The organism is Mammaliicoccus lentus (assembly GCF_002902755.1).
Lineage (GTDB): Bacteria > Bacillota > Bacilli > Staphylococcales > Staphylococcaceae > Mammaliicoccus > Mammaliicoccus lentus.
In genome coordinates, this window is the sequence record NZ_PPRS01000026.1 from 1 (window position 1) to 26,332 (window position 26,332).

Here is a 26,332-nt window from a genome sequence, read left to right on the forward strand (position 1 = left end):
TCTGCTAAAAATCAAACAGATTTATTTTGTTAATACATTCTAAAAAACCAATGGTTGATTACTTCTAAAGATATTACACATAAATATGGACTTGACTTCGTAGGAAAGAGTCTGGGACATAAATAATTGTCCCATACTCTCTTTTTGTATTGGCAGTAGCTGACTGGTATGAAAATGTGCTTATAACAAGCTTTTTTCATACCTAGTCATCCTTGCCGGGGTGGGACTACGAAATCTTTTTAATAAAATAAGATTTCTGTCCCACTCCCTTTAAAACAATTTTCAGATTAATACATTGTAAATATAAATTAGAACCAAAAAGTGTGATTTCAAAATCTATACAGTCACTTCATTAAAAAAGTTCTATTGTTTTATTTATCGTATTATCTTTAATGGTGTATATATCTTTATTGCTATCTTCATTATTTAAAAAATCATTCTTATGTTCACTTGATAACTTTTCAACAAAGTTTCGTGCCCATCTTCCGTTTGATTGTTGTGAGTGTTCTAATTGATTATATTTATGTTCCACCAGCTTTCTTAATAATTGTTCATTAAATTTCCATGCTGGATTCAATCTTCTACAAACAATTTCTGCAACTTCTTCACCTGTATAATTTTCAAAATGAATCTTAGTTGGAACACGAGATTTCAATCCTTCATTTGCATCTAGAAAATGTTCCATATCTTCTTCATAACCTGCAAATATAGCAATAAATTGACCTCTTTTATTTTCTAATTCTGTTATCAAGGTTTCGATTGCTAGAATTCCAAAATCATTACTAGTACCTTCTTTAGGTAACAATTGATAAGCTTCATCTACAAATAATACTCCACCCATTGAACTTTCTATCACTTGAGAAGTCCTAGCTTCTGTATGACCTATATAACTCCCTATTAGTTTGCTACGTTCTGTTTCGACTAAATGTCCCTTATTTAGCAAACCAAGCTCTTTAAAAATGTGAGCAATCAACCTTGCAACCGTTGTTTTACCAGTGCCAGGTGCACCAGTAAATATCATATGATTATTAACTTTCTCAACTTTGCCTCCACTTTCTTCTAACATGCGATCAAATTTAACATCATTTATAATTGATCTTACTTTTTCTTTAACAGATTTTAATCCTACTAGATTGTCCAATTCTTCCAAATACTTTTCAAGATTATTTTGTTCCTCATCATTTTCTTCTTGTTCTTCTTGTTTGGAAAATTTATAATCCTCACTTTTTATAGTAAGTAAACTATCATCATCAAAGATGCCCTCGGTAGAAAGTCTATTCATTTGAGTAGCTGTTAATTTTTCATTGAAATTGCGTACCCACCTAGCATTACTATCGTCAAATGACCTCCTATATTCATTACTTAATATATGACGGTATTCTTCTTCAAATTTGTAACTTTTATTTTCCAAATCCTGAACCCCTATATCTAATAATGCATCCAAACTATAATTTTCAAAATCAAAAACATTTGGAATTCGTGATTCTAGACCCGGGTTAGATTTTAAGAATAAATTCATTTCATTCGTATAACCTGCAAAAATAATCATAATACTGTCACGATAATCTTCCATATACTTTAAAATTGTATCGATAGCTTCTTGACCTACTTGATTACTACCACTATTCTGACTCAATGTATATGCTTCATCTATAAATAACACACCATTTTTAGCACTTTCCAATACTTGCAAAGTTTGTTGTGTTGTTTTTCCTACATATTCAGATACTAAATCTTGTTTACTTACTTCGACATAATTATCAGATAGTACTACTCCTTCTTCATATAAAGCTCTCGCAATTAATCTTGCTACAGTAGTTTTACCTGTACCTGGGTTACCAATAAATATAGAATGTAAAGATGGCATGCTTGTTGCGATATTCTTTTCTTTTTTTATTTTATTAATTTTAGCAACATTAATGAATTTTTCAGTCGTTTGTTTCACATTTTCTAAACCAATAAGATTTTCTAATTCTTCTAAAGCTGAAATTGGCTCTTCACTATTAAATTGTTTTTCATACTGTTCGTTATGTAACTCTTCATTATTGCCTACTGTATAGTCTTCTTCGATACCTTCATCTATTTTAAAAACTTCTTCTAAATCATCATAGTCTTCATCTTCATAATATATTTCTTGAGATTCGCCCTCCATTTGTCTAACATTTTCCTGTTCATCTAGATTTAACACTTCAAGATCAGAACCATAAACTTGGGATGTAGCATCTTTATGAACAATAATATCTTTACTATTTTCTAGTTCTACTTCTAAATGTGCAGATTTTAATTCTAAAGTACTATCTTTTAAATTGATTAAGCCATTTCCTTCTATTAACGTTAATTGATCAAGAAAAACTTTACTATTCTCCTGAGACATAATTTCATATGTATCTTTAATTCCATTTTCTATAAATAAATTTTCGGCGCGTAACACACCCTTTTCGTAAACCGATGTTGTATTTACTAACAATGTGTTATTTACAAAAGCGTTACCACCAATAACAGAAAAGTTTTCAATTAATGAATCATAGATATGAACTGAAGCTCCATTTTTAATCACTGTGCTGAATAAATTCTGAGATGCTTTTGTAACAGTGATGTTCTTGAATACACTACCGCTTCTAATTCCTTCCAATACAAGACCGTTACAATCATTATTAGTCTTAATAATGACATTATTTAATATAAGTTGACTATTCCATGAATGTATTGCTACAGCCTCCACAAGACGACTAACATCAATAGTCATATTCTCTATAGTGACAATTGCATTCTCAATACTAATCGGTACTTCTAATACTGTTTCATTAGGATTAGCATTACTTTTAAGTTTATACTTTCCATTCTTAAAAGTAATACCTCTCGGATAATAATATGGGTTTTGCATAGCATCTAATACAATAATAGCCTCATTGCCTATTGGTAGTTTTACAAATTCTTCAAATGACTTTTTAAAGAACCCTTTTCCAACAAAAAACGTTTTTTTCACTAATAAAACTCCTTTATTATATTTTTCTAGCTGTTAAGTACATATAAACTATTGAAATTAAACCCAAAATAAATGAATAGCCCCATACAAAGTATAAAAAGACATACTTTATAATCACTTTAATATTAGCGATAAGGCATCCTGAATTTTGTATTTGCTCAGCATAACTTGTTTTTTCACTAAATTTACTTATAAAATCATCAACAACGCTAATTATAAAAGGAAAGAGTAGAAAATTAAGTATCACTATAACCCAAGAGATATTATTCACCATAGCAATAAAAAACAAAGTAATAATTAAAGAAATCAAGTATCTTTTAATCCATTCTCCCTTATCATATAAATGGAATATTTTTACAAAGTTCTCAAAAAATGAACTATTCTTCTTATTAGAAGCACCAAACGACTGACGTCTATTTTCATTTTGTTCGTTCACATTCAAACTTTCATTTACATGAAACATATCATTATTCTTTTCTTCTACCTTACTTCTGCTTGTAGCTCCAAATTGTCGCGTTTTATTTTCTTGAGACATAGTCACACTCCAAACTATTTTACTAATAAATCAATTGAATATTTATAATTTTAAAAATTCTATTTCCTTTAATAATATACTAAAAAAGAATCTATAAAAACCCTAGAAATCTTTTTCACATTAAATTTCAATATTGTAAAGTTTCTAAATGCAATATATTTCTTTATATAAATAAATCAGGCTGAGACATTCATTTTGTGTCCCAGCCTGATTTTCCATTTAACGTTTTCCTTCTAAAAACACTGTTGATCGTGTACTTTTTGTCATTTTTCCATTTTGATCTACGAATCTATAGTTCGTTAATACAGTGTCTTCTAATTTTACGAGTTGTATATTATTTATGCTTGTTGTCTTTTCTGTATAGGCATAGAAGTTAAAGGTGTATTTATATTTACCTTCTTTATTTTTAAATTTAGTATATCTTTTTTTATGATTTTTCACTTTAAATACTGCTACTACTCTTCCATCGTGTGGATGAATACCTATTATATATTGCATTTTCTTTGCTACTTGTTCACTGATTTCTATCTGACTTACAATTGATTTTTTAAGTATATTTGATGAGGTATTATATGTTCTTGATGCTGGCACGCTATTTCCTATTGTATCTACTTTAAGTTTTACGATGAGTATATTATGATTTCCTAATCTTTTTATATCTATATATTTGGTTTGTATATGATGATTCATCATACTTTGGTTACCATATATTTTTGAACTGATTGTATGATTGCTTGTTTGATAATCATTTGCATATTGGTACATTTGATTAAAGGATACAAGTTCACCAAAGTTTGTAGGATTTAATATCCGATATTGATTGATAATTGCTTTTACAGTTATTTGCGCTTCCTGTTTACTTACATCTGTTATAAATACGACTGGAGATATTAGTGAATGGTATTTTAATATTTTTTCATTATGTTTATAAGATTTTATGACAGGAATTTCTTCTAAATCTTGGACATTTAAATTTCCCAGGTGATAACCAATGTGTATGAGTTCTTGATCTTCATTGTTCACGAGACCATACACATAATAATTATCAAATGCGTTTATATCTTCCATTTTCAAAATAATATTATCATCTACTTTAAGTGTTTGTTCTATGTTATTAGGAACACTGAAATCTGAATAAATTTCTTCTGTAAAGTCATCTTCGTATTGCTTATAATAAAGTGAATGGAAATGATCCAACATCTTATTACCTAGCGATGGTACATAGACTTGTGATTTTCTAGTGTGCCTAAATAATTCACTTGTAAGCATATCTTGAACATATAAAGAACGAATAATATTACATGTAAATTCCTCAACATTTTTTGTTTCTACGAAAATTTTACCTTTATAAACTTCTTGTTCAAAAGTGACTTTGTGACTAAAATGCTTGTAATCTCCTTTTGGAATCTTTACTATTATTTTGCTTTTATAATTTGGCATATCTTTAATCGCTTTTAATATAAAATAATGTGTATAGCTAAAATAACACCAAGAGGTCTTTTCTAAATACTCTTTAATAACACTCATCATACTTTCAACATCTTGATAATGATCGTAATAAACTGTATAAAGTGACTTTAGTTTTCCTTTTCTTTTATGGTCACTAACTCTAAAAGTAATCCATCTATGTAAATCTATATCAAGTAAAGTAATATAATACGAATTTTTATTATTAGAATATGTAAAATAAAGTAGAGTTTCGTTAGATTTCAACAACTTTTGTACTTCAGTTTGTAATACTTTAGCAAATTCTTTACTATGCGTATTAACAAAATCCTTTCCGTACAACATATTAACCATCCCCTAAATTAAATAACTTTTTTATAATATTCGATTATTCTATTTCCATCTATAATAACAAATTTTTGTATTAATTACCTAAGATTATATAATTGCGACCACTAGACTAATCAGTGTTAGTATGAATATACTAATATTGATTAGTTTTTTGTCTCAATAAATATTAAGGGTGTATATTAATGCTTACTGATTTAATAATTGCGATTGTGTTAATTACTGTATCAACCATTCTCTCTATATACATATCAATAACAAAGAACCTAAATATAATCTCAGGAATTGAATCAGAGAAAATACCGGCAAATAAAATTAATACTGTTATCAAAATTTTTAATACTTGTTTATTAATTTCTACTATTTTAATAGCTATTAGTTTTTTATTTATTGATAACAATGTGATGTTAGGAATAATATTTTTGTTTACTGGTATGGTTGTCTTATATTTGTTTTATATTTACTACATGAAAATCATAAAGAATTAATTTTTTTATTTCTAATGATTACGAATACGATATTAAGGATGCTTATTAATATTCCAGCTAATATAACAAAGTTAGATCCTAACGACGCTATAAAAATACCACCTAAGAAAGTCCCTACAGTAGTTCCTAAGTTAACAGATGATAGAAAGATCCCATTTGATAAGTCAGGTGCATCTGGAGCCGACGATGTAATGACATATTGTGTAACGTTAGCAGATATTCCTGCTAATGTTCCCCATATTATTGAAATAACAATCATTAAAGCAAAGTATTTTCCTAAACTAAACATAAGTATATAAGTTACGATTAGCCCAATTGGCAAGAAAAATATAGCTTTTTTGGGGATACTCGTTAATAGACGACCCGCTATAATGTTACCTACTATATTAGATGCTCCATACAGAAACAGCACTGCAGTTACTGAACTACTTGATGCTTGTGTAACAATATTTAAATAATCTGTTAAATAACTGTATACACCAAATACTGCCGCATTAAATAGAAATGATACTGTAATTGAAATCCATGTTAAAGGGCGTTTCAATACACTTAGTTGACCACCGTAACTTGTTGAAGTTTTCGCTGGCATTTTTGGAACAAAGAGCAAAGTCATAATAAATACGATTATATTAACTACTGCAAAGAATAATAAAGCAACTTGCAAATTAAATTGTGTAGCTAAGAAATTCACGATTGGAACACCAACAACCATCCCCGCTGATACTCCTATAAACACACGTGCCACTGCTTTAGGTGCATCTTTTTTATCTACTGAATCAGAAGCGACTGAAAAAGCTAATGATATATATACTGGATGAAATATAGCCGGAATTATTCGAGCAATCAATAATACTGTAAAGCTTGATGTAAATAATGTTACAAAGTTACTAATAATAAAAATGACAAGTACAAAAATCATAACTTTCTTTCTGTTTATTTTTGATAATAACAAAGGCATAACTGGACCTGATACTGCTATACCTATAGCAAAGCTAGAAACAAGCCATCCTGCAGTTGATACACTTACATCAAACGCATCTGCAATAATAGGTATGAGTCCAATAAAACCCATCTCTGTGTTCAAAATACCGAATACACCTATAGTGAGTATAAGAATAACCAATTTATTATGTTTCAATACATCACCGCTCCTGAATTTCTTGATATATAAAGTGTAGTGTGTAAAATGAGTTATAACAAATACTTTTAAATCATCATTAGAAATGCCTAAAAGGTATAACGAGGTGTATAAATGGAATTAAGAATACTAAAATACTTTGTCACCATAGCTAAAGAAGAGAACATTACAAGAGCCGCGAATTCATTACATGTTACTCAACCTACCTTATCTCGACAAATTAAAAATTTAGAAGAAGAACTAGGTGTATCTTTATTTAAGAGAAGCAATCACAATATACATTTAACAGAAGAAGGACAACTTTTTAAAAAGAGGGCCGAAGAATTACTAGCTATGTCACAAAAAATGCAAGATGAATTTAAAGTGATAGATAAACAAGTAGAAGGCGATATTTATTTAGGATGTGGCGAGACGAAAGGTATGCAGTTTATTGCTCAAATCTTTAAAAATATTCAAACTACCTACCCGAATATCAATTTACACATATACAGTGGTAATGCTGATGATATTGCAAATAGATTAGATAAAGGTTTATTAGATTTCGGTATCCTTATACAACCTGCTAATTTAACAAAATATAAAGCATTAACATTACCTTCATACGATAAATGGGGAGCAGTCGCTAAAAGAAATAGTCAATTAGCAAAAAATAAAACCGTCACTAAAGATGATTTAATAGACTTACCATTATTATGTTCTAGACAAGCAATCGATCCAACTATCATTAATAATGAATTTACAGGATGGTTTGGAGATATGTTCGACCAATTAAATATTGTATCTACTTTTAACTTAGCTTATAACGCTGGACTGATGGTTAAAGAAAACGTAGGATATGCATTAACTTTAGACAGCATCATTAATACATCAGAAGAAAGCGACTTATGCTTCATACCATTCAAACCAGAACTTATAGCAAAACATAACATCGTATGGAGAAAAGACCATAGCTTCTCCAAAGCCGCACAAGTATTTCTTGATAAGGCAAAAGAGCTTGAAACGACTTTTTAAAGTTATTTCAAGCTCTTTTTATCTATACTTTATTTTGTGATTTTTACTTTCCCTACTGAATTGTCTTTACTTTTTGCTGCTACTTCAAATTTTAAACCATGGTTTGGCACTAAGACGCCTGCGTCTTCTTGCCCTTTATTTGAATAGTCTTGGCTATCATCGAATAATGGATTTTTCTTCGTTTTATTATCGTGTAGTTCGTATCCTTCTTCATTTTTTAATTTTAATTTTGGTTGGTGATCTAAGCTAAATGCTGCATCTCTAATTTGGAATTGCGTTGCTGCCGGGTCATCTTTGAGACCTTTTTTCTTCCAGTTTAATGTGTTTTGATCTGCATCCACTATACTTATAAATCCTTGTCCTGGATGGTCTTTTACATTATTATCAGAAAAGCTTTTATCTACGTACCAAACTGTTAATCCGGTATTATAAGCCATCGTTCCACCACCGCGTTTAATGTTCTTTAATCCTTTGTCTGGTCCAGTATAGTTTCTCCATTGTAATAAGTAATAATTTTCATCGTAGCGATTTCCATCACTTTGGGTAAATCCTTGTAGTTCAAAATCAGATTCACTTTCTGCATCATCATTTAATATTTCTTTTCCATCTTTTGATGTTACTTTAATTTGGTCGATAAACCAGCCTGGATATGTTTCATATTTATCTGTAACGTATGAGAAGCGCAGTTTAATCTTTTTACCATCGTATTTAGATAAATCAAATTTAGCATCTTTATACTCGTTAGATTTACCGTCTATACCGTTACCTTGGTTTTGTCCGCTTCCTTCTGGATCATCATTGTTTGTTATATTGCCTTTAATATTCTCCCAATTTTCACCGTTGTCTGTTGATACTTGTACGTAACCATAATCAAACCCTTGTTCAATATCGTACCAAGTTTTGAAGTTTAACTCGCTTGTCTTAGCTGAAGTTAAGTCTAAATCTGTTTCCATCGAATATTGTGTATCATCTTTCGCGCCACTCCAATATGCTTGCTTACCTTGTACAGGTTTTTGGAGCAGAGTTGATTTGTCAGGAAGATTAACTTTTATTGCGTCGTTATTCGTACCTTTCGTTGCTGCTTCATCTATTAACTCTGAAGTTTCACCTTTAAATTCACTTGCATTAATTTCACTTCCCGTTTGCCAATTACCACCGTGTTGTTCTTGCAACATTTCTTTCATATATGGATCAAACCCAGTAGGTTCTGTTCCTGGTATTGCACCAGCCCAACTGCCTGAAGACATAATTGACCAGAATGATACCGGCTCACCTTTACCTGTATATTCTGTGTCATATTCGTCTGGTAATCCTAAGTCATGTCCGTATTCATGGGAAAATACGCCGGCTGCCCCATCTTCTGGTTGTATCGTATAATCAATAGCTGCTAATTTACCATCAAATTGGTCTAATCCTGAATTAGTTCCTGGTATTGTATAAGGCTCACCTTTTTCATCAAAATCAAGCGACCATCTATGTGACCAAATTGCATCTGTTCCAAGTTTACCACCACCTGATTCTTCACCTGGACCAGAGTGCACAATCATGATATGATCGACAATTCCATCTTTTTCGTCATACACTCCATCGCCATCTATATCATCACGATCCCATTGGTCATAATCACTTAAATCGATACTAGGGTCTTTTGCTGCTTGTTCCAATGCTTCTTGCACTAATTCTTTCGGTTTACTATCGCTACCACCTTCGTCTGGTGCGTTACCCCCATAATAACTAGCTGGGTGTTTTGCTTTATACCAACCGTGTACTTGACCATCTATATCATAGCTGCCACCTGATTGATTTTGATAATATTGCTTCATGCTCATCAAGTTTTTACCATTTGGGCCTTTATATCCTTTCTCTCCAAACACCATATCTTGAAAATGAGAAACAGGGTATTCGTCATAATACATATCTGTTTCATCTTTTGTAATAGAGCTATTTGGATAATCTGGAAATTCCATTGCTATAACTAATACTTTATCTTTACGAACTTTACCAGTATATTTTTCTTCTTGAACTTTATCTACTCGTTTACCATTATTCTTTTTCTTATACATTTCTTTTTCATTTTTGTTCAATTGACCTAAACGTTTACCATTATTACCTTTTTTATAGCGCTTATCAAAAAGTCCTTTATTAGGTATGTATTTTTGATGATATTGTTCTCCTTTACCATCCATATATCGTTTTAATCTTTCTTCTTTTTCTTCAGGCGTATTCGTAGATTCAATAACACCTTCTTGTTCTAAAGTTTCAAGTAAACGATCTTCATTTGGTGCGACTTGGTTAGCAGAAGCGCCTTGTGATAAAAAAGGAAGTGCTATTATTGTACTTAAAGAAACACATGTTAATTTTTTAAACCATGAATTCACTAAAACCCCCCCTTATTTGTGTAATATAAACATATTATATACAATAATCCATAAAATAGTAATGAAAAATTCAAATAATTCAAATAATTATTTTTAGTATATAAAAATAATACATCTCCATATTAGTTCGTTATTATACGAAAAATATGGAGGTGCTTTTATAGATTAAAATTTGATTTTTATTCCACTATAAATTGATGTGCTTTTAAATCTCTAACAGCATTATCTAGAATCTTTTCAGTATGCGCTGAAATCGTATGCAAATGTACATTGTCCGTTAAATGAGCTAACATTTGTCCTTCAAATTTATTCATTGCATGTATAAACTTATCTAAATCGTCTTGTGTTTCTATCATTAAGTTTGCTTTTATATTCCCATACACAGGATGATCAATTGCCACATCATCAATCATGGCCCCGTTATCTATAATTAATTGTAGTTCTTCTTCCATTCTTTCATTGTTATGCTGGCATACAATAACACGTTTATACGCTTTACCTTGAGGCGTATTATTAATCACATATCCTCTGCTTGTAGAATTAATAATATGTTCTTGAGATTTGAGAATAGAGATATCTTTCACAATAATTTGTCGTGAAACACCAAATTGTTGGCTCAACTGTTTACCACTAATTGGCTCATTTGTTGATTCGAGTAACTGCAGAATTGCTTTCCTGCGATTAAAGGGATTATTCATGTCGCTAGTCTCCTCTTAAGATTGTTTTTAAATGTTCAAAGCAATTATCTATATCTGCTTTTGTCGTATATTTACTAATTGAAAAACGAATATATTGGTCATACGTCTTTTCTGCTATTGTATCTATTTTAACTTGTAAACCGTCACTTAACAATGCTCCGTGACCACAAGCTGTACCTGTCGATATACATATATTTCTATTAGATAAGTATTGCATAATATATTGCCCTTCAAACTTTGGAGAAAGTAAAGCTAAAATATGAGGTGCTTCCACATTGTATACTATGGGTGTAAACCTTAATTCGACAGCTTGATTCAATAAATATTGTTTCATTTTCTTCATGTGATTAATATCATCATCAATCGATAATGCTTTTGTCATGGCTACAATACTTGGTGAATCTATCGTGCCATTTTGTGTATTCATCTCATGAAAGTAATAATCATTTAATGGTTTTACATATTCGTGGTTTATTAACAAGCTACCCGAGCCCTTAGTTCCGTGAAATTTATGACTAGAAAAAGCATATGAAGTAAACAATTGTACGTTTATATCTTCTAATTTATGAACAGCTTGAACGCCATCAACATGTATAGGAATATGATTTTCCATTGCAATGTTACTCAAATCATTTATCGGCAAAATATACCCAGTCTCTGAATTCACATGTTGTGTAATAATAAGAACAACTTCATCCGTTACCAGTTTTGTTGTTTTCTCCACATCAATTTCTCCGTTACCGTCTAAAGGCAAGTCTAAAATTTCGAATTTCGACTTATACAGTTCTAATGCAGCATGTATAGAAGGATGCTCGTATGGTGATACAAGTATTGTTCCTCTTTCTTGATATTCTAAATAACTACGTATTGCAACTTCATTTGCATGAGAACCGCTTCTTGTAAAAATAACTTCCTTATCAGTTTCAAAATATTTTTTAATATATTGTTTACATGATTCCAATAATTGATTTGTATGTTGTCCACCTATATGTAAACTCTCTCCATTATAAAACGCTTCTCTTTGAACATCTTGATATACACTTAATACTTCATTATCAGGTATCGTAGTTGATGCATTATCTAAATAAATCATTTCAAAACTCCCCTTGTTATTTATCTTTACATGTGTCAATATAATGTATATAAAATATAACATATATGTAAAGTAAGGTGTAAACTTGAGAAAAGTTATAGTGATCGGTTCAGGAATTGCTGCATTATCAGCCATTAAAGCCTTAGGTCCAAATGTCCAAATTCATTGTATTACAAAAGATAAACTTAATATGCATAATAGCAATTTAGCTCAAGGCGGTATTTGTTTTTCAAAATATGAAAATGATTATGGGAACACACATATACAAGATACATATACTGCTGGAAATGAATTAGGTGATTTAAGCATCATCCAATCAATGATTCAACAAAGCCATAACATTATCCAAGAGATGATAGATGATGGCTTAAATTTTGATAAAAAATCCGAACAAACTTCTTTAGATTTTGCTATGGAAGGTGCTCATTCAAAAGCACGTATTCTACACATAGGAGGCGATCAAACAGGTTCTTATATTACTAAATATCTCATTCAACATTTACCGTCAGAAAATTTAACTATTTACGAAGAAACTGAAGTGATTGACTTATTAAGAGACGTTTCACATGAAATATCCGGTGTCGTTGCGCTTGATAAGCATGACAACAATTTAGAAATCATCGCTCATGACGTGATTTTAGCTACTGGTGGTTACAGTAACTTGTTTCCTATCAATTCTAGCGCGTCTCAAACAATAAACTCAGGTCATATAGTTGCATATCATAGCAACATCCATCTAAGACATATGGAAATGATACAATTTCACCCGACTTTACTAGGCACTAACAACGAAACATATGGCTTAGTTTCAGAAGCAGTAAGAGGGCACGGCGGTATATTAGTCAATGAAATTGGTCACGAGTTTATGAACGACTTACATCCGCTTAGTAGTTTAGCACCACGAGATGTGACGAGTAGAGCTATTTTCCAGCAACAAAAAGAAGGTCACCAATGTTATATCAACATAAAACATATTGAGCACTTCCCTACTAGATTTCCGACGATATATAAAAATGTAGTTAAACATTTTCCGGATGCATATCATAATCAATTGATACCTGTTTCTCCAGGTGCACACTATACAATGGGTGGCGTTAAAGCGCATTTAGACGGTACAACTGAAGAACCACACTTCTATGCTATTGGTGAAGCCAGCAATACAAATTTTCATGGTGCTAATCGATTAGCTAGCAATTCACTTTTAGAAGGTCTTGTTATGGGAAACCTTTGTGGAAGAAAAATAAAAAACTCTTCAACCAGAGAAATACAAAGCATTCAACTATGTAGGTTACAAATACCTCTCATTACAGCACAAGATTTTCATGCGTTACGAAATCAAAGTTTTGAAGTATTAGGTATAGAACGTAATGGCCAAAATATACAACGTTACTTAAAAGATATTCAACTTTGTCTTAGAAATTCAATGGTTACAGATGAATGGAATAAAGAAAATTGGCAAAGGTATGTAGAAATAAAAACTTTAGAAATGGTAAGTTTATCAGCTTTAAATAGAAATGAATCTAGAGGTGTTCATTTTAGAACGGATTACCCGCATAGCCAACCTCAATTACAAACTATTGATATAGAAATCACAATGGAGGATAAATTTCATGCTAAACAAGTTGTATGTCCAAGAAAAGCTCAAACAATTTTACCTTGAGGATAATCATTATGGTGATTTATCTTCAAGTGTTTTTGATTTAAATCAAAAAGGTGAATTAACTCTTATCAGTAAAGCTCAAGGTGTTTTTTGTGGAGAAACTATTATTCAAGAAAGCTTTAAACTAATTGAAAGTAATGTTCATACGAATATATTAGTTAAAGACGGTGAAATTGTAGAAAAAGGACAAAAAATTGCAATTATAAAAGGTTCTATCAAAACTTTACTTACGATGGAACGCATCACTTTAAACTTAATACAACGCATGTCAGGTATTGCCACATCAACTCATCACATCGTACAAAAAGTTCAAAATACAAACGTTAAAATAGTTGATACAAGAAAGACAACACCGGGTCTCGGTATGTTTGAAAAACATGCTGTTCACGTGGGCGGTGGATACAATCATCGTCGAACTTTAAATGATGGATTGATGTTAAAAGATAATCATATTAGTTTTAGCGAATCTATACAAGACCTCGTGTCAAAAGCAAAGCAACTAGTCGGTCCAATGGATAAAATAGAAATCGAAATAGAAGATATAGATTCATTACAAGAAGCAATTAAAGCAGAGGTAGATATCATTATGTTTGATAATTGCAAACCTGAATGGATAGCACAGCATATTCAAGATGTACCTAGTCATATTAAGACGGAAGCTTCTGGAAACATCAATATTGATAATGTTCTAGAATATGCTCAAACAGGTGTTCATTATATTTCGATAGGTTCTTTATTTTACAATCAACAAGCATTAGACATTTCAGCAAAGGTGGTTATTTAATTGTTTAATCCTACAATAGAAAAAGCACAGTCTATACCAGATCAATATTTAAATATGACAACCGAACAACTAGAAGAGAAAATACGAACAATCAAAACTAAATTAGGTGACCAATTATTTATGCCAACACACCATTACCAAAAAGATGAAGTCGCGCAGTTTGCAGATATAATGGGAGACTCTTTAGAACTAGCAAGAATATGTAAAGAAAATACAAAAGCTAAATATTTTGTATTTAACGGTGTACATTTTATGGCTGAGACTGCAGACATACTAACGCACGATAATCAAAATATATATTTACCAGATTTATCTGCAGGTTGTTCAATGGCAGATATGGCAAATATCGACCAGGCATTATATGGCTATGAAGTATTAACACAGCGTTTAGGTGATAACATTTTACCTCTTACTTACGTTAACTCTACAGCAGCTATTAAAAAAATTGTAGGAGAAAATGGTGGTTCTTGTGTGACAAGTGGCAATGCTGATAGCGTTATAGAGTGGGCATTGGACCAAGGTAAGCGTATTTTATTTTTACCTGATCAACATTTAGGTCGCAATACAGCATATAAACTAGGAATAAACCTTGATGAAATGGCAGTTTGGGACCCTATTCAAAAGGTATTAGATTATGATGGCAATGAAGATAATATTAGAATTATATTGTGGAAAGGTCATTGTTCCGTTCACGAAAAATTTTATCCAATACACATTGAACAAGCACGTAAAAAAGATCCAGATGTAAATGTCATCGTACACCCTGAATGTCAATTCGACATTGTTCAAATGGCAGACTACGCGGGGTCTACTAAATATATTATCGACAAGATTAAAAACGCTCCAAAAGGCTCTAATTGGGTAATAGGAACTGAAATGAATCTCGTTAACCGTTTAAAAACAACATATACTGATATCACCATAAACTCACTTAACCCACTTATGTGTTCATGCTTAACGATGAATAGAATCGACTTACCACATCTAGCATGGTGCCTAGACAAAATACAACAAGGTCATCTTGAAAACATCATTAAAGTTGATGAAGAAACGGCATATTATGCAAAGCAGTCATTAGAACGTATGCTAAGTATCGTTTAAGATTTAACTCATATATACAGGGTATAGTTACAGTGAGGTGATAGAAATGGATAAAACTGAAATCCAAGATAAAATTGAAAACATTTTAAATCAATCACGAGTAGGTGTATTATCTACAGCTCATCATAACGTACCAAACAGTCGTTACATGATGTTTTATAACGACGATTTGACACTATATACAAAAACAAGCAAAGAAACGACAAAAGTTGAAGAATTCAGAGATAATCCGAATGCACATGTATTACTAGGATATAATGAAACAACGAACCTTAGCTTTTTAGAAATAGATGCTGACGCAGAAATTATAGAAGATCAAGAAACAATAGATTGGTTATGGCAAAACCAAGATAAAACATTCTTTGATTCTAAAAAAGATCCAGATTTATGCGTTATAAAGATTAAACCTAAAACTATAAAACTTATGAATGATGACGATGTAGAGACACCACAGGTTATCACTCTATAATAAAGCTTTTATATTAAATAAAACCTGAAAAATCTTTTAAGATTTTTCAGGTTTTTTATTACTAATCACTTCAAGTAACTACGTGTCACAATAATGTTTAACAAGTATAGAAATAATATATGACCCACTATCCAAATAACATGTTCATTTAAGCTATATTGAAATATATCCCTTTCTGACATTTTTATAAGAATTGGATATAAAACAGTAAATATAATAAAGAGAGTTGTTAAAAAAATAATTTTCAATTTATTGAAATTAACGTAAATAACTATAGTGATAATTACTATTATGAAAGTAGTTAAAAAATGATAACTCAATTCTTCTATTAAAGTTATATTTTGATAATTTCTTACAAAATCTACGTTTAATAACAAGTCAGCAGTATGGTAATTTGTTATTAAATCAATAATTACGAATAAAAAATACGTAATACATGTAAGTATTAAACTGATAAATAATGGCATTATAATTAAACGTGCTTTACCCATTCATACATCTCCGATACACAAAACAAAATTTTAAATCCTTAAACATTGAGCCTTTTACTACTCTGCTTATTATATTGATTTATTCTTTTCGGCCTCACACTTTTATACCATTTTAAACACATTAAAAATATAATAACGAGTTCTATTACATCTCCACCATAGTACATGACCATTGCGCCTTTTTCTGCTTGATTCGTCTCTACCCCTGAAGGAGGATAAGGATAAAATGACTTAGATAATATTTGGTGCAAAGTGACTGAAATCATCATAACAATAGCCCTGTAACGAAATGAATAAGGATTTCGTACTGGATCTATATATAGCATGATAGACGTAAATAAGTATCCTGCTAGAAAAATATGAATATGAACTAAATAATAAATTAAAGCAGAATGATGCATGTACATGAATAAATCAGTCCTATACAATAACCATAAACCGCCAGTATTTAAGACAAGTGCTGTTACTGGATGCATTATAAATTTGACGTAACCAGTATTCATAAACGAAGTTAATTTTCTCGCGCTTTTTGTAGGTAATGATTTTAATAACAACGTTATCGGAGCTGCAAGCACCATTAAAAGGGGTGCTAACATTCCTAATAGTATATGCCCATACATGTGGTTAACAAAATGATGATGCATTAAACTCGCCATTGGTTCAATCATTACAATTGAACCACTACAAACACCAATTACCCATAAACACGTTCTATAAAATGGCCAACTTCGTTCTTTCAATGCCATTCCAATATACGAACCAATTAAGGATAACGCTATGATAACAATAGGCAAAGAATTAAGAATTATCATGCTTTATCATCTCTCTTTTTCGAGACATTAAATACCCAACGATAATCATTAAAGAACCTGTAACAATCCAAACTATATCATAAGTAATGACATTATCTACGTAGCGAATTTGGTGCATTCTCAAAATTTTATGATTAATAATGCCGTCATATACCTGGAATGTACCCATTCCCATTAATACTCGACCAATCCAAAATATCCAATTCGTGCTGAATTTCCGTCTCGCATCTGCCAATAAAAACAAACCAAAAATAATAAAAAATCCACACATTGCGTTTAACACACCATCAGAAAATAAGCCTACTTCTCTCGTCATTTGATCATAAAAATGATGCCACTGTAAAAACTGATGAAAAACCATTTCGTCTATAAAACCCGCTAAACCAAAGCCAAACATAAGTCCGGACCACCTATGTTTTTTATCGTAAAGTTGGCGTTCATTATGCATCAAAATACCCCCTCGAAAATAGCTCTTATTCTAACAAATACCCTCATATGTTTAGCGTAATCTCTCTCTATTTTAAGAATACTCATCTAAACCATTCGAATTGCTGTACAGGAAACTGTACAATAAAGCGAATGATATATAAATCGGTAAGGTAGTTAATTTTTATACATAGTTATTCGGGTAATATTATTTATACTCATAACTTTTATCATTTAACATTTACACTCAAAGGGTATATATTTACTATAAACAGCTTCTGATTCAACATATTTGTATCTTCATTAAAGTGTGCAAACATATTTTTAGGAGGGGACGGGTATGACAAATGAAACAATCACAATACATACGAAACAAGATATCGTCGATTATGTAAATGAGCGAAAAACAACAAAGCGTACGTCACTACTACTTATTATAGTATTAGGGACTATTTTTTTAGACGCTTACGATTTAACGATTTTAGGTACAGCTACTGATCAGCTTACAGAAGAATTTAATTTATCCGCAACATATTTATCTTTTGTTATGACTGCTATGCCTTTTGGTGCTTTAATTGGTGCAGCTATTGGTGGTTTTTATGCTGATAAATTGGGCCGCAAGCTTATCCTATCCATTTCATTAATCTCCTTAATTATAGGCGCTCTCGGTGCAGCGTTATCGCCTACCCCATTCATATTACTCTGTTTCAGATTATTGATGGGATTTGCAATCGGTATGGACAGCCCTGTTGCTTTCACATTCATTGCAGAAATCAGTAATAAAAAGGATAAAGGTCGTAACGTCAATTATTGGCAAGTTGTCTGGTATATTGCAGTGGTATCATCTGCACTGATTGTGATTCTGCTATATGAATTAGGTACTGACACTTGGTTATGGCGTTATTCAGTAGGTCTTGGTGCTGTATTTGCAACGATTATACTAGTTTTGAGACTTTTTTATTTAAGTGAAAGTCCTACTTGGTCCATGAAAAACAAAACACTTACTCAAGCTACAAGAGAACTTGAAAAGAACTACAATATTAAAGTGAAACTTGAACCGAATAAAGGTGAAGATGAATCTTACCGTAAAACAGAAGTAAAACATCCTTTAAGAACATTATTCAACAAACGTTATCGTAAAAGAACAATATTAGCGACTTCAATAGCTACATTGCAAGGGATGCAGTATTATGCAATTGGATTATATATTCCTTTAATTGCTATATACATTATTGGTGACAATAAAATTGAATCATTATCAGGTACAGCTTTGATTAACGTTGCTGGTATCATTGGTGGTTTAGTAGGTGCATTACTGACAACTAAATACGGCGCACGCAAACTAACGATGATTGGTTTTAGTATTGTAGGTTGTTCAATGTTAGTCATCGGATTCTTTTACGGACACACATATACATGGGTAATTGCACTCATGGTAGCATTCTTCCTATTCGGTCATGCAGGTGGTCCAGGCACACAAGGGAAAGCAATTGGAGCCTTATCTTATCCGACTATTTTAAGAGGTAAAGGTACCGGATTTGTTGAATCAGTTAGTCGATTCGGCAGTATGTTTGGAACATTTATATTCCCAATTATTTTAGCTAACTTCGGACTAAATAATACAATGCTATTTTTAGCCGCTGTGCCTATACTTGGTTTAATTATTACTACTGTTATTAAGTGGGAGCCAGTTGGTAAAGATGTAGAACATGAAGACCAATATATTGAAAAAATATAATAACAAAAGGGAGCGGGACAGAAATCTCATTTTAATAAATAGATTTCGTAGTCTCGCCCCAGCGAGGATGACTAGGGTTGGAAAAAACTTGATATAAGCGCATTTTCAATCCAGTCAGCTACTGCCATTATAATAAAAGAGGCTGAGACATGTATTTATGTCCCAGCCTCTTTACTACTTCGTAACTGTATTTTCATACGGTACATTTCCGTATTCTTCAGTTTGTTTATTCTCGTTAGGCTTATCTTTTTCCCATATACTTTCTAGTTCTTCTAAAGTTTTACCTTTAGTTTCAGGTATGAATTTCCAAACAAATATTCCTGACAATATACTCATTGTTGCATAAAAACCATAAGTCATTGTACCGCTGATATCCATCATAAATGGATAAGTTGATGTGATTGTAAAGTTCGCTAACCACTGAACTGCTACTGCTATAGCCATCGCACTACTTCTAATACGGTTCGGGAATATTTCTGATAATAATACCCAAATAATTGGACCCCAACTCATCATAAATGAAGCAGTATAGATGACCATAAATAGTAATGTGATTACACCGAATATTCCATTTGCTGTTAATATACTCATGCCTATCATACCGATAGCCATTCCTGTTGATCCAATGATAAGTAACGGTTTACGTCCAAATTTATCAACATAAATTATAGCAATTAATGTGAATACCACATTTACTAATCCCATAACGACAGTTTGAATCATTGAAGCATCACTACCTGCACCAAGGGTTTCGAAAATTCTCGGTGCATAATAAAGTGCTACGTTTATTCCAATAAATTGTTGGAATATAGATAGTAATATTCCGATGATAATGACTGTTTTACCAAAACTAAATAATGGTGCTTTTGTATCATTTTTCTTACTTTTTGTAGATAATATATCTTTCAATACTTTTTTAGCATGCTCATTTGATGAATAAATTTTATTCAGAACAGTTAATGCGTCTTTATCTTTATTAGCTAATATTAAATACCTAGGTGTTTCTGGTACCAAGAATAGCAATACAAAGAATACGACAGCTGGTATTGCTTCAGTCATAAACATATAACGCCAACCTATTACATCAACCCAATTTTGTGATTGACCAAATGTAATACCATAGTTTACAAAGTATACGACTAACATACCAAATATAATTGCGAACTGGTTCCAAGATACGAGTCGTCCTCTAATTGATGAAGGAGAAATTTCACTAATATACATTGGAGAAATAGCAGAAGCTAAGCCTACTCCTATCCCACCTATAACACGGTATATATTAAACATGACTAACAACCCTAAACTTGATTGTCCTGCATCAAAGAATAGAAATTCTGGATATCCTGATAAAATTGCTGATACTATAAATAAGATTGCAGCAACTTGTAAAGATTTTTTACGACCTAAACTTCTTGAAATATTTGAAGACAATAATCCACCTATAATACACCCAATTAAAGCACTTGATACTGTTATTCCGTGAATAAAACTACCATAACCTGATGTAATATACTTTTGTAATGATTGTTCTGCCCCAGAAATTACTGCTGTATCATAACCAAATAATAGCCCACCAAGCGTTGCGATTAGTGCAATTTTAAAGATAAATCTCTTATTATCATAACTACTCATTATCCCATCTCCCTAATTCGTTATTTAAATTGAGCTAAGTCTTTCGTTAGTGGCTGAGTTGCAGTATAAATTTGTTTATATATATTAAATAATTTTTGATATGATTCATTATTTTTTGAATCTGGCGTGACTTTTTCATGATAGTTAATCCATGATTGGCTAATATCTTGAAATGTATCAAACCAGTTTTCGCCCATTGCAGCTAACATTGCAGCACCATATGCTGGCCCTTGTTCTTCTGTCCTAGTAATAATAGGCGCATTAAAGATATCCGCTTGTATTTGTAACCATTCTTCATTTTTTGCGCCTCCACCAATAGAAACAATTTCTTTTATATCGACATCTTGATTTTTCATAATCTCGATACTTTCATTAATAGAGTAAGTAACACCTTCAAGTACTGAACGTTTAATATCCTTTTGCGATGTATTAGCATCTAGCCCAATAAAGCTACCCCTGACAGATGCATCGTTATACGGTGTACGTTCACCTAATAGATATGGTGTATACAAGAGTCCATTTGCCCCTATTTTGGATTGTGAAATATCTTGTAAGAATGTACTAAAGTCTTCATCTGGGTTAAGCAATTGCTTTAGCCATTCTAAACTATAGCCAGCTGAAAGCGTAACACCCATAATATACTTTTGATTTGGCACACAATGACTAAAGTAATGCATGTTACCGTCATTTTCGTAATGTTCACTGTTCTCAATAGAAAGTGCAACCCCCGATGTACCAATGCTTACAAGTTGTTTTGTTTCATCTGTTATACCAGAACCAAGTGCACCACAGGCATTATCTGCGCCACCTTGATAAATATTTATTTCCCAGTCAATATTTAATTGATTCTTAATATCTTCTTTTAACACACCACTTTTTTGATGAGAAGGAATCACTTCTGGGCAAATGTTCGAATCAATATCTAATTGATTTAATAATGTTTCAGACCATTTTTCAGTTTTGATATTATACATAATCGTTCCAGCAGCATCTGATGGTTCTGTGAAAATATTACCCGTCAATTTATAGACAACATAATCTTTCGGCAACATAAATTTATGAATCTTTTTATAATTATTAGGTTCATTATTTTTTAGCCAAATTAATTTCGGAAGTGTGAAACCTTCAAGTACAGTATTTTGTGTTTGTTTAAGTAAGAATTCCATACCTAAAGTTTCTTTAATTTCTTCCACTTCTTGTGAAGTACGTGTATCATTCCATAAAATAGCTGGCCTTATACTATCACCAGATTCGTCAACAACGACTAATCCATGCATCTGTCCTGAAAAGCTAATACCTGTGATTGATTGTTTATCAAATTTCTTTAATAAGTGCGTTAAACTATTCACTGTTGCTTCGTACCAAACATCTGGATCCATTTCACTGTAACCAAACTTTGGATGCGTCGTTTTATAACTGATGCTATGAGAGTCGACAACCTTACCATCTTTATTAACAACTATGGACTTTAATCCACTTGTACCAATATCAACGCCAATTACATAAGTCATAATTATCATTCTCCATTATTGATATTTAGAATATATTGATTGATTTGTGATTTTATTACTTCTAAGTGATCTGACTCATTTTCAATTTTTTCTATTTTATGTGCATATTTTTCTAATTCTTTAAATGAAGTTGTTCCTTCTACAATTTCCTTACCGATACCTTCACTAAATGATTTATATTTTTTATTAATGATATTTTCGAAGAAGTTATCTTCAATCATTTTATGAGCGACTCTTAATCCAAGTGCAAATGTATCCATACCTGCAATATGCGTTAATAGTAAGTCTTCTTGTTTAAATGATGTTCTTCTTGGCTTAGCATCGAAGTTTAGACCACCTGGGCTTAAACCATCATTTTTAAGTATTTCGTACATCGCTAATGTCGTGTCATACACGTCTGTAGGGAATTCATCAGTATCCCAACCTAGTTGAGGATGACCTTGATTGGCATCCACTGATCCTAACATTTGATTATCGCGTGCATATCTTAGTTCATGTTGGAATGAATGACCTGCTAAAGTAGCGTGGTTTGCTTCAATATTAAATTTAAATACATCATCTAAGTCATACTTCTGTAAGAAAGCATGAGCTGTTGCAACGTCTGTATCATATTGATGAGTAGTTGGTTCTTTAGGTTTAGGTTCAATTAAGAATTGTCCTTCAAATCCTATTTCTTCAGCATAACTTTTAGCCATTTTGAAGAAGTTTGCTAAATTATCTAGTTCTAACTTCATATCGGTATTTAATAAACTTTCATAACCTTCACGACCACCCCAGAATACAAAGTTTTCTGCGCCTAACTTTTTAGCAATTTCTAAAGATTTTTTCACTTTCGCTGCAGCGTATGCATATACTTCAGCGTTAGAAGATGTAGCTGCTCCGTGTACAAAACGTTCATGTGTGAAATTATTAGTAGTATTCCATAATAATTTCTTGCCCGTCTCGTCCATTTTTTCTTTAATAAGATCGACTATTACGTCTAAGTTTTCATTTGATTCTTTTAAATTAGAACCTTCAGGAGCAATATCAATATCGTGGAAACAGAAATATTCAAGATTTAATTTTTCCATGAATTCAAAAATAGCATCCACTCTTGCTTTAGCTTTGTCCATCTCATTTAAGTTATCCCATTCACGTTCAGCCGTGCCTACACCAAATGGGTCTGAAAGATCTGCAGTAAATGTATGCCAATAAGCGACACTAAACCTTAAATGTTCAGCCATCGTTTTATCGCCTATTTTTTCTTCCGGATTATAATATTTAAAACTATAAATGTTTTGTGATTTTGAACCTTCGTATTTTACTTTATCTATGTCGAAATATGTCATTGTAATCCTCCTAATGATAGTTGGTTAGTTTATTAAACAAACTAACTTTAAAAATAATATATCATATACCATCATTTATGTAAACGCTTTCTACATTAAAAAAAGAACTTGTTAGAAATCTTATATAAGATTTCTAACAAGTTCTTTTTAAATATGAATATCTAATTGAATGTCTTCAATTTGTAGCACTTTTTGAATGATTGCTAAAGTTCCGCCTAACAAAGTAGCATACTTCACATTAGAATTTAGCTTGATTTGAATTTCATTTCGAGAATACTGTTTAAACTGTTCTTTAATTTCTTCTAAAATTTCTGGCATTTCATTGATTAACGGACAGTTAACATAAAAAGCATTTGGATTAAATTGCGTGTTTAAGTTATGTATTAATATAGCAATCTTATTAATAAATTGCTCCATCTCTTGCACAACTACAGAGTTTCGCTCTTTATAATATTGAATTAGTTTACTAAGTGTTAACGTCTCACCTAATTGATGGCTTAAATTTTGTAGTAAAACTTCTTGAGAAAAAATATCTTCAATCTTATGATAAGTTTCCACATTATTGCTTACTTTTGATACAAGTGTTTTTCCAATCTCACCCGCTTCACCATTGGCACCGCGATACAATTTATTATTAATAATTAAGCCCGCACCAATACCTTTATGAATGCTAAGCGCTATAAGGTTATTAATCGATAAACTATGCTTAAAATTACGTTCATACAATGCAGAAAGATTCGCTTCATTTTCGATCATAACAGGAACTTGGGCAAATTCTTTTAGCATTTCTGTTATAGAAACCCCGTCTGTCTTGTGGAATGGTAAATAAATGACATTTTGATCATTATCAACGACACCATGTATAGATACAGACATACCTAATAAACCGTGAATAGTGTTATGTTTCTCACGAACATCAACGTGCTCTTTCAAAATATCTAATATACTACTTACATTGTCATTCGGTAATTTATAAGATTCGTGTTGAATCACATTACCATCAAAGTAGTTATACATCACTTCAACAGAACTATACGTCAAATCTAACGAAATAAAGTAGCCATACAGATGATTAACCTTAAGTAAGATCGGTTTCCTTCCGCCACTTTTCGTACTGTCACCTTCACCAACTTCGCGCACTAAAGATTTACTCTTCAATTTATTTAAAATACTAGAAATGGTCGCTTTATTAATTCCTAGATTCTTTGATATTTCTGTGCGTGAAATATTTTGATGATTAAAAATTTCTTTTAGCACTAATTTTTCATTACTATTTATATTTAAAAATAAGTTATTTTCCATAATTTAAGACCCCATATGCACTTTGAATGTTCTATTTTAAATATCCATTTTATTATATTTATTATTTTAACACATATTAAAATAGCCAAAAGTTTTATCCTTATTTAATATATACCCTCTATTATTCATATTTGTTCAATTTCTTGTATGATATCATTGATATTATATACATCAATCTAAAATCACTTTTTATATAACTGAAAAGGAGCATATAAATTTATGAATATTTTAATTTTAGGAGCAACTGGTCGTGTTGGTCATGAGATTTTAAATCATGCGATTAATGACGATCACCATATAAATGTATTAGTTCGTAATAAAGAAAAATTAAATACTAACTATAATCAACTCAATATTATAGAAGGCAATGTGTTAAACAAAGATGATATTGCTCAGGCAATAAAAGGTGTAGATGTTGTATTCAGTGCATTAGGTACTGATGGTACAACTACATTAACAGAAGCTATGCCTCTTATTATTGAAGCGATGGAACAAGAAAATATTAAGCGTATCATAACTATAGGCACCGCTGGTATATTACAAAGTAGAACTGACCGCGACCTTCTTCGTTATGAATCAAACGAATCCAAAAGAAAAACGACTCGTGCAGCGGAAGAACACCGTAAAGTATATGAACTTCTCGACCAATCATCCCTTGAATGGACAATTGTTTGTCCTACGTATTTACCTGATGGAGAACGAACAGGCGAATATCGAACAGAGAAAAATTATTTACCTGAAGATAGCGTTAAAATCTCCGTACCAGATACTGCAGAATTCGCTTATCAACAGTTGAAAAACGATGAGTATGTTAAATCGAGAGTCGGTATTGCGTATTAAATAGAAAAGCCCGGGACATAATGAAGTGAACCCTGTCAAGTAGACAACTAAATAATAAAAATGTCTTTTTGGTCGAATTCATAGCTAAGCTATGGATTTGGCCATTTTTAATGTAAT

At 31.5% G+C, this 26,332-nt stretch carries 21 protein-coding genes; 7 read left to right on the plus strand and 14 right to left on the minus strand.

What is annotated here, in order from left to right:
• Positions 1–352: 352 nt before the first annotated feature.
• From CD135_RS08235 to CD135_RS08255, 5 genes are all read right to left on the minus strand, one after another.
• Positions 353–2,986 (minus strand): AAA family ATPase, encoded by a 2,634-nt coding sequence (locus CD135_RS08235; protein WP_103269216.1) that lies wholly within the window; start codon positions 2,984–2,986, stop codon positions 353–355.
• Positions 2,987–3,002: 16 nt separating this feature from the next.
• Entirely contained in the window at positions 3,003–3,521 is a 519-nt protein-coding gene (locus CD135_RS08240; protein WP_070045013.1) for a hypothetical protein, read from the minus strand.
• A 219-nt stretch (positions 3,522–3,740) separates the two neighbouring features.
• Entirely contained in the window at positions 3,741–5,312 is a 1,572-nt protein-coding gene (locus tag CD135_RS08245; protein ID WP_103269217.1) for a hypothetical protein, read from the minus strand.
• Between the two features lie 172 nt (positions 5,313–5,484).
• The gene (locus CD135_RS13000) at positions 5,485–5,715 is read right to left on the minus strand and encodes a hypothetical protein (RefSeq protein ID WP_180991115.1); all 231 of its coding nucleotides are present in this window, start codon (positions 5,713–5,715) and stop codon (positions 5,485–5,487) included.
• Positions 5,716–5,789: 74 nt separating this feature from the next.
• Positions 5,790–6,941 carry an MFS transporter gene (locus CD135_RS08255; protein ID WP_103269219.1) on the minus strand — a complete coding sequence of 384 codons (1,152 nt, stop codon included), beginning with the start codon at positions 6,939–6,941 and terminating at the stop codon, positions 5,790–5,792.
• Positions 6,942–7,055: 114 nt separating this feature from the next.
• Here CD135_RS08255 and CD135_RS08260 point away from each other — a divergent pair, with 114 nt between their 5' ends.
• Positions 7,056–7,952 carry a LysR family transcriptional regulator gene (locus CD135_RS08260; protein ID WP_103269220.1) on the plus strand — a complete coding sequence of 299 codons (897 nt, stop codon included), beginning with the start codon at positions 7,056–7,058 and terminating at the stop codon, positions 7,950–7,952.
• Positions 7,953–7,981: 29 nt separating this feature from the next.
• On the opposite strand, the gene CD135_RS08265 is transcribed toward CD135_RS08260, so the two are convergent.
• The 3 genes from CD135_RS08265 to CD135_RS08275 all read right to left on the minus strand — a co-directional run bounded on the left by CD135_RS08265 (position 7,982) and on the right by CD135_RS08275 (position 12,121).
• A complete protein-coding gene (locus CD135_RS08265; RefSeq protein ID WP_103269221.1) occupies positions 7,982–10,330 on the minus strand; it encodes an immune inhibitor A domain-containing protein in 2,349 nt (782 codons plus the stop codon).
• Positions 10,331–10,509: 179 nt separating this feature from the next.
• Positions 10,510–11,028 carry a transcription repressor NadR gene (locus tag CD135_RS08270; protein WP_103269222.1) on the minus strand — a complete coding sequence of 173 codons (519 nt, stop codon included), beginning with the start codon at positions 11,026–11,028 and terminating at the stop codon, positions 10,510–10,512.
• Positions 11,029–11,032: 4 nt separating this feature from the next.
• The gene (locus CD135_RS08275) at positions 11,033–12,121 is read right to left on the minus strand and encodes a cysteine desulfurase family protein (RefSeq protein ID WP_103269223.1); all 1,089 of its coding nucleotides are present in this window, start codon (positions 12,119–12,121) and stop codon (positions 11,033–11,035) included.
• Positions 12,122–12,206: 85 nt separating this feature from the next.
• Here CD135_RS08275 and CD135_RS08280 point away from each other — a divergent pair, with 85 nt between their 5' ends.
• Genes CD135_RS08280 through CD135_RS08295 form a run of 4 tightly spaced genes read left to right on the plus strand, consistent with a single transcriptional unit; the run spans position 12,207 to position 16,135 of the window.
• Positions 12,207–13,781, plus strand: coding sequence for an L-aspartate oxidase (locus tag CD135_RS08280; protein WP_103269224.1), 1,575 nt, complete (start codon positions 12,207–12,209; stop codon positions 13,779–13,781).
• Positions 13,732–14,565: a carboxylating nicotinate-nucleotide diphosphorylase gene (gene nadC / locus CD135_RS08285; RefSeq protein ID WP_064204735.1), complete on the plus strand. Its 834-nt coding sequence runs from the start codon at positions 13,732–13,734 to the stop codon at positions 14,563–14,565. Before CD135_RS08280 ends, nadC begins: the two co-directional genes overlap by 50 nt.
• Entirely contained in the window at positions 14,566–15,666 is a 1,101-nt protein-coding gene (gene nadA / locus CD135_RS08290) for a quinolinate synthase NadA (protein WP_103269225.1), read from the plus strand.
• Between the two features lie 46 nt (positions 15,667–15,712).
• The gene (locus CD135_RS08295; protein WP_103269226.1) at positions 15,713–16,135 is read left to right on the plus strand and encodes a pyridoxamine 5'-phosphate oxidase family protein; all 423 of its coding nucleotides are present in this window, start codon (positions 15,713–15,715) and stop codon (positions 16,133–16,135) included.
• Between the two features lie 529 nt (positions 16,136–16,664).
• Here CD135_RS08295 and CD135_RS08305 read toward each other — a convergent pair.
• Both CD135_RS08305 and CD135_RS08310 read right to left on the minus strand, forming a co-directional pair.
• A complete protein-coding gene (locus CD135_RS08305) occupies positions 16,665–17,438 on the minus strand; it encodes a cytochrome c oxidase assembly protein (protein WP_103269228.1) in 774 nt (257 codons plus the stop codon).
• Positions 17,425–17,886, minus strand: a complete 462-nt coding sequence (locus CD135_RS08310) for a DUF2243 domain-containing protein (RefSeq protein ID WP_017000043.1) — start codon at positions 17,884–17,886, stop codon at positions 17,425–17,427. Before CD135_RS08310 ends, CD135_RS08305 begins: the two co-directional genes overlap by 14 nt.
• A 318-nt stretch (positions 17,887–18,204) precedes the next feature.
• Between CD135_RS08310 and CD135_RS08315 the strand changes: the two genes are divergently transcribed.
• Positions 18,205–19,602 carry an MFS transporter gene (locus CD135_RS08315; RefSeq protein WP_103269229.1) on the plus strand — a complete coding sequence of 466 codons (1,398 nt, stop codon included), beginning with the start codon at positions 18,205–18,207 and terminating at the stop codon, positions 19,600–19,602.
• Positions 19,603–19,776: 174 nt separating this feature from the next.
• On the opposite strand, the gene xylE is transcribed toward CD135_RS08315, so the two are convergent.
• The 4 genes from xylE to CD135_RS08335 all read right to left on the minus strand — a co-directional run bounded on the left by xylE (position 19,777) and on the right by CD135_RS08335 (position 25,375).
• Positions 19,777–21,234 carry a D-xylose transporter XylE gene (xylE, locus tag CD135_RS08320; protein WP_064204730.1) on the minus strand — a complete coding sequence of 486 codons (1,458 nt, stop codon included), beginning with the start codon at positions 21,232–21,234 and terminating at the stop codon, positions 19,777–19,779.
• 20 nt (positions 21,235–21,254) lie between these two features.
• Complete coding sequence (gene xylB, locus CD135_RS08325; RefSeq protein WP_103269230.1) at positions 21,255–22,745, minus strand: xylulokinase; 1,491 nt, start codon at positions 22,743–22,745, stop codon at positions 21,255–21,257.
• A 5-nt stretch (positions 22,746–22,750) separates the two neighbouring features.
• Positions 22,751–24,073, minus strand: coding sequence for a xylose isomerase (gene xylA, locus CD135_RS08330; RefSeq protein ID WP_103269231.1), 1,323 nt, complete (start codon positions 24,071–24,073; stop codon positions 22,751–22,753).
• 147 nt (positions 24,074–24,220) lie between these two features.
• Positions 24,221–25,375 (minus strand): ROK family transcriptional regulator, encoded by a 1,155-nt coding sequence (locus CD135_RS08335; protein WP_103269232.1) that lies wholly within the window; start codon positions 25,373–25,375, stop codon positions 24,221–24,223.
• A gap of 219 nt (positions 25,376–25,594) precedes the next feature.
• On the opposite strand from CD135_RS08335, the gene CD135_RS08340 reads away from it, so the two are divergent.
• Positions 25,595–26,215, plus strand: coding sequence for an NAD(P)-dependent oxidoreductase (locus CD135_RS08340; protein WP_103269233.1), 621 nt, complete (start codon positions 25,595–25,597; stop codon positions 26,213–26,215).
• Positions 26,216–26,332: the final 117 nt, after the last annotated feature.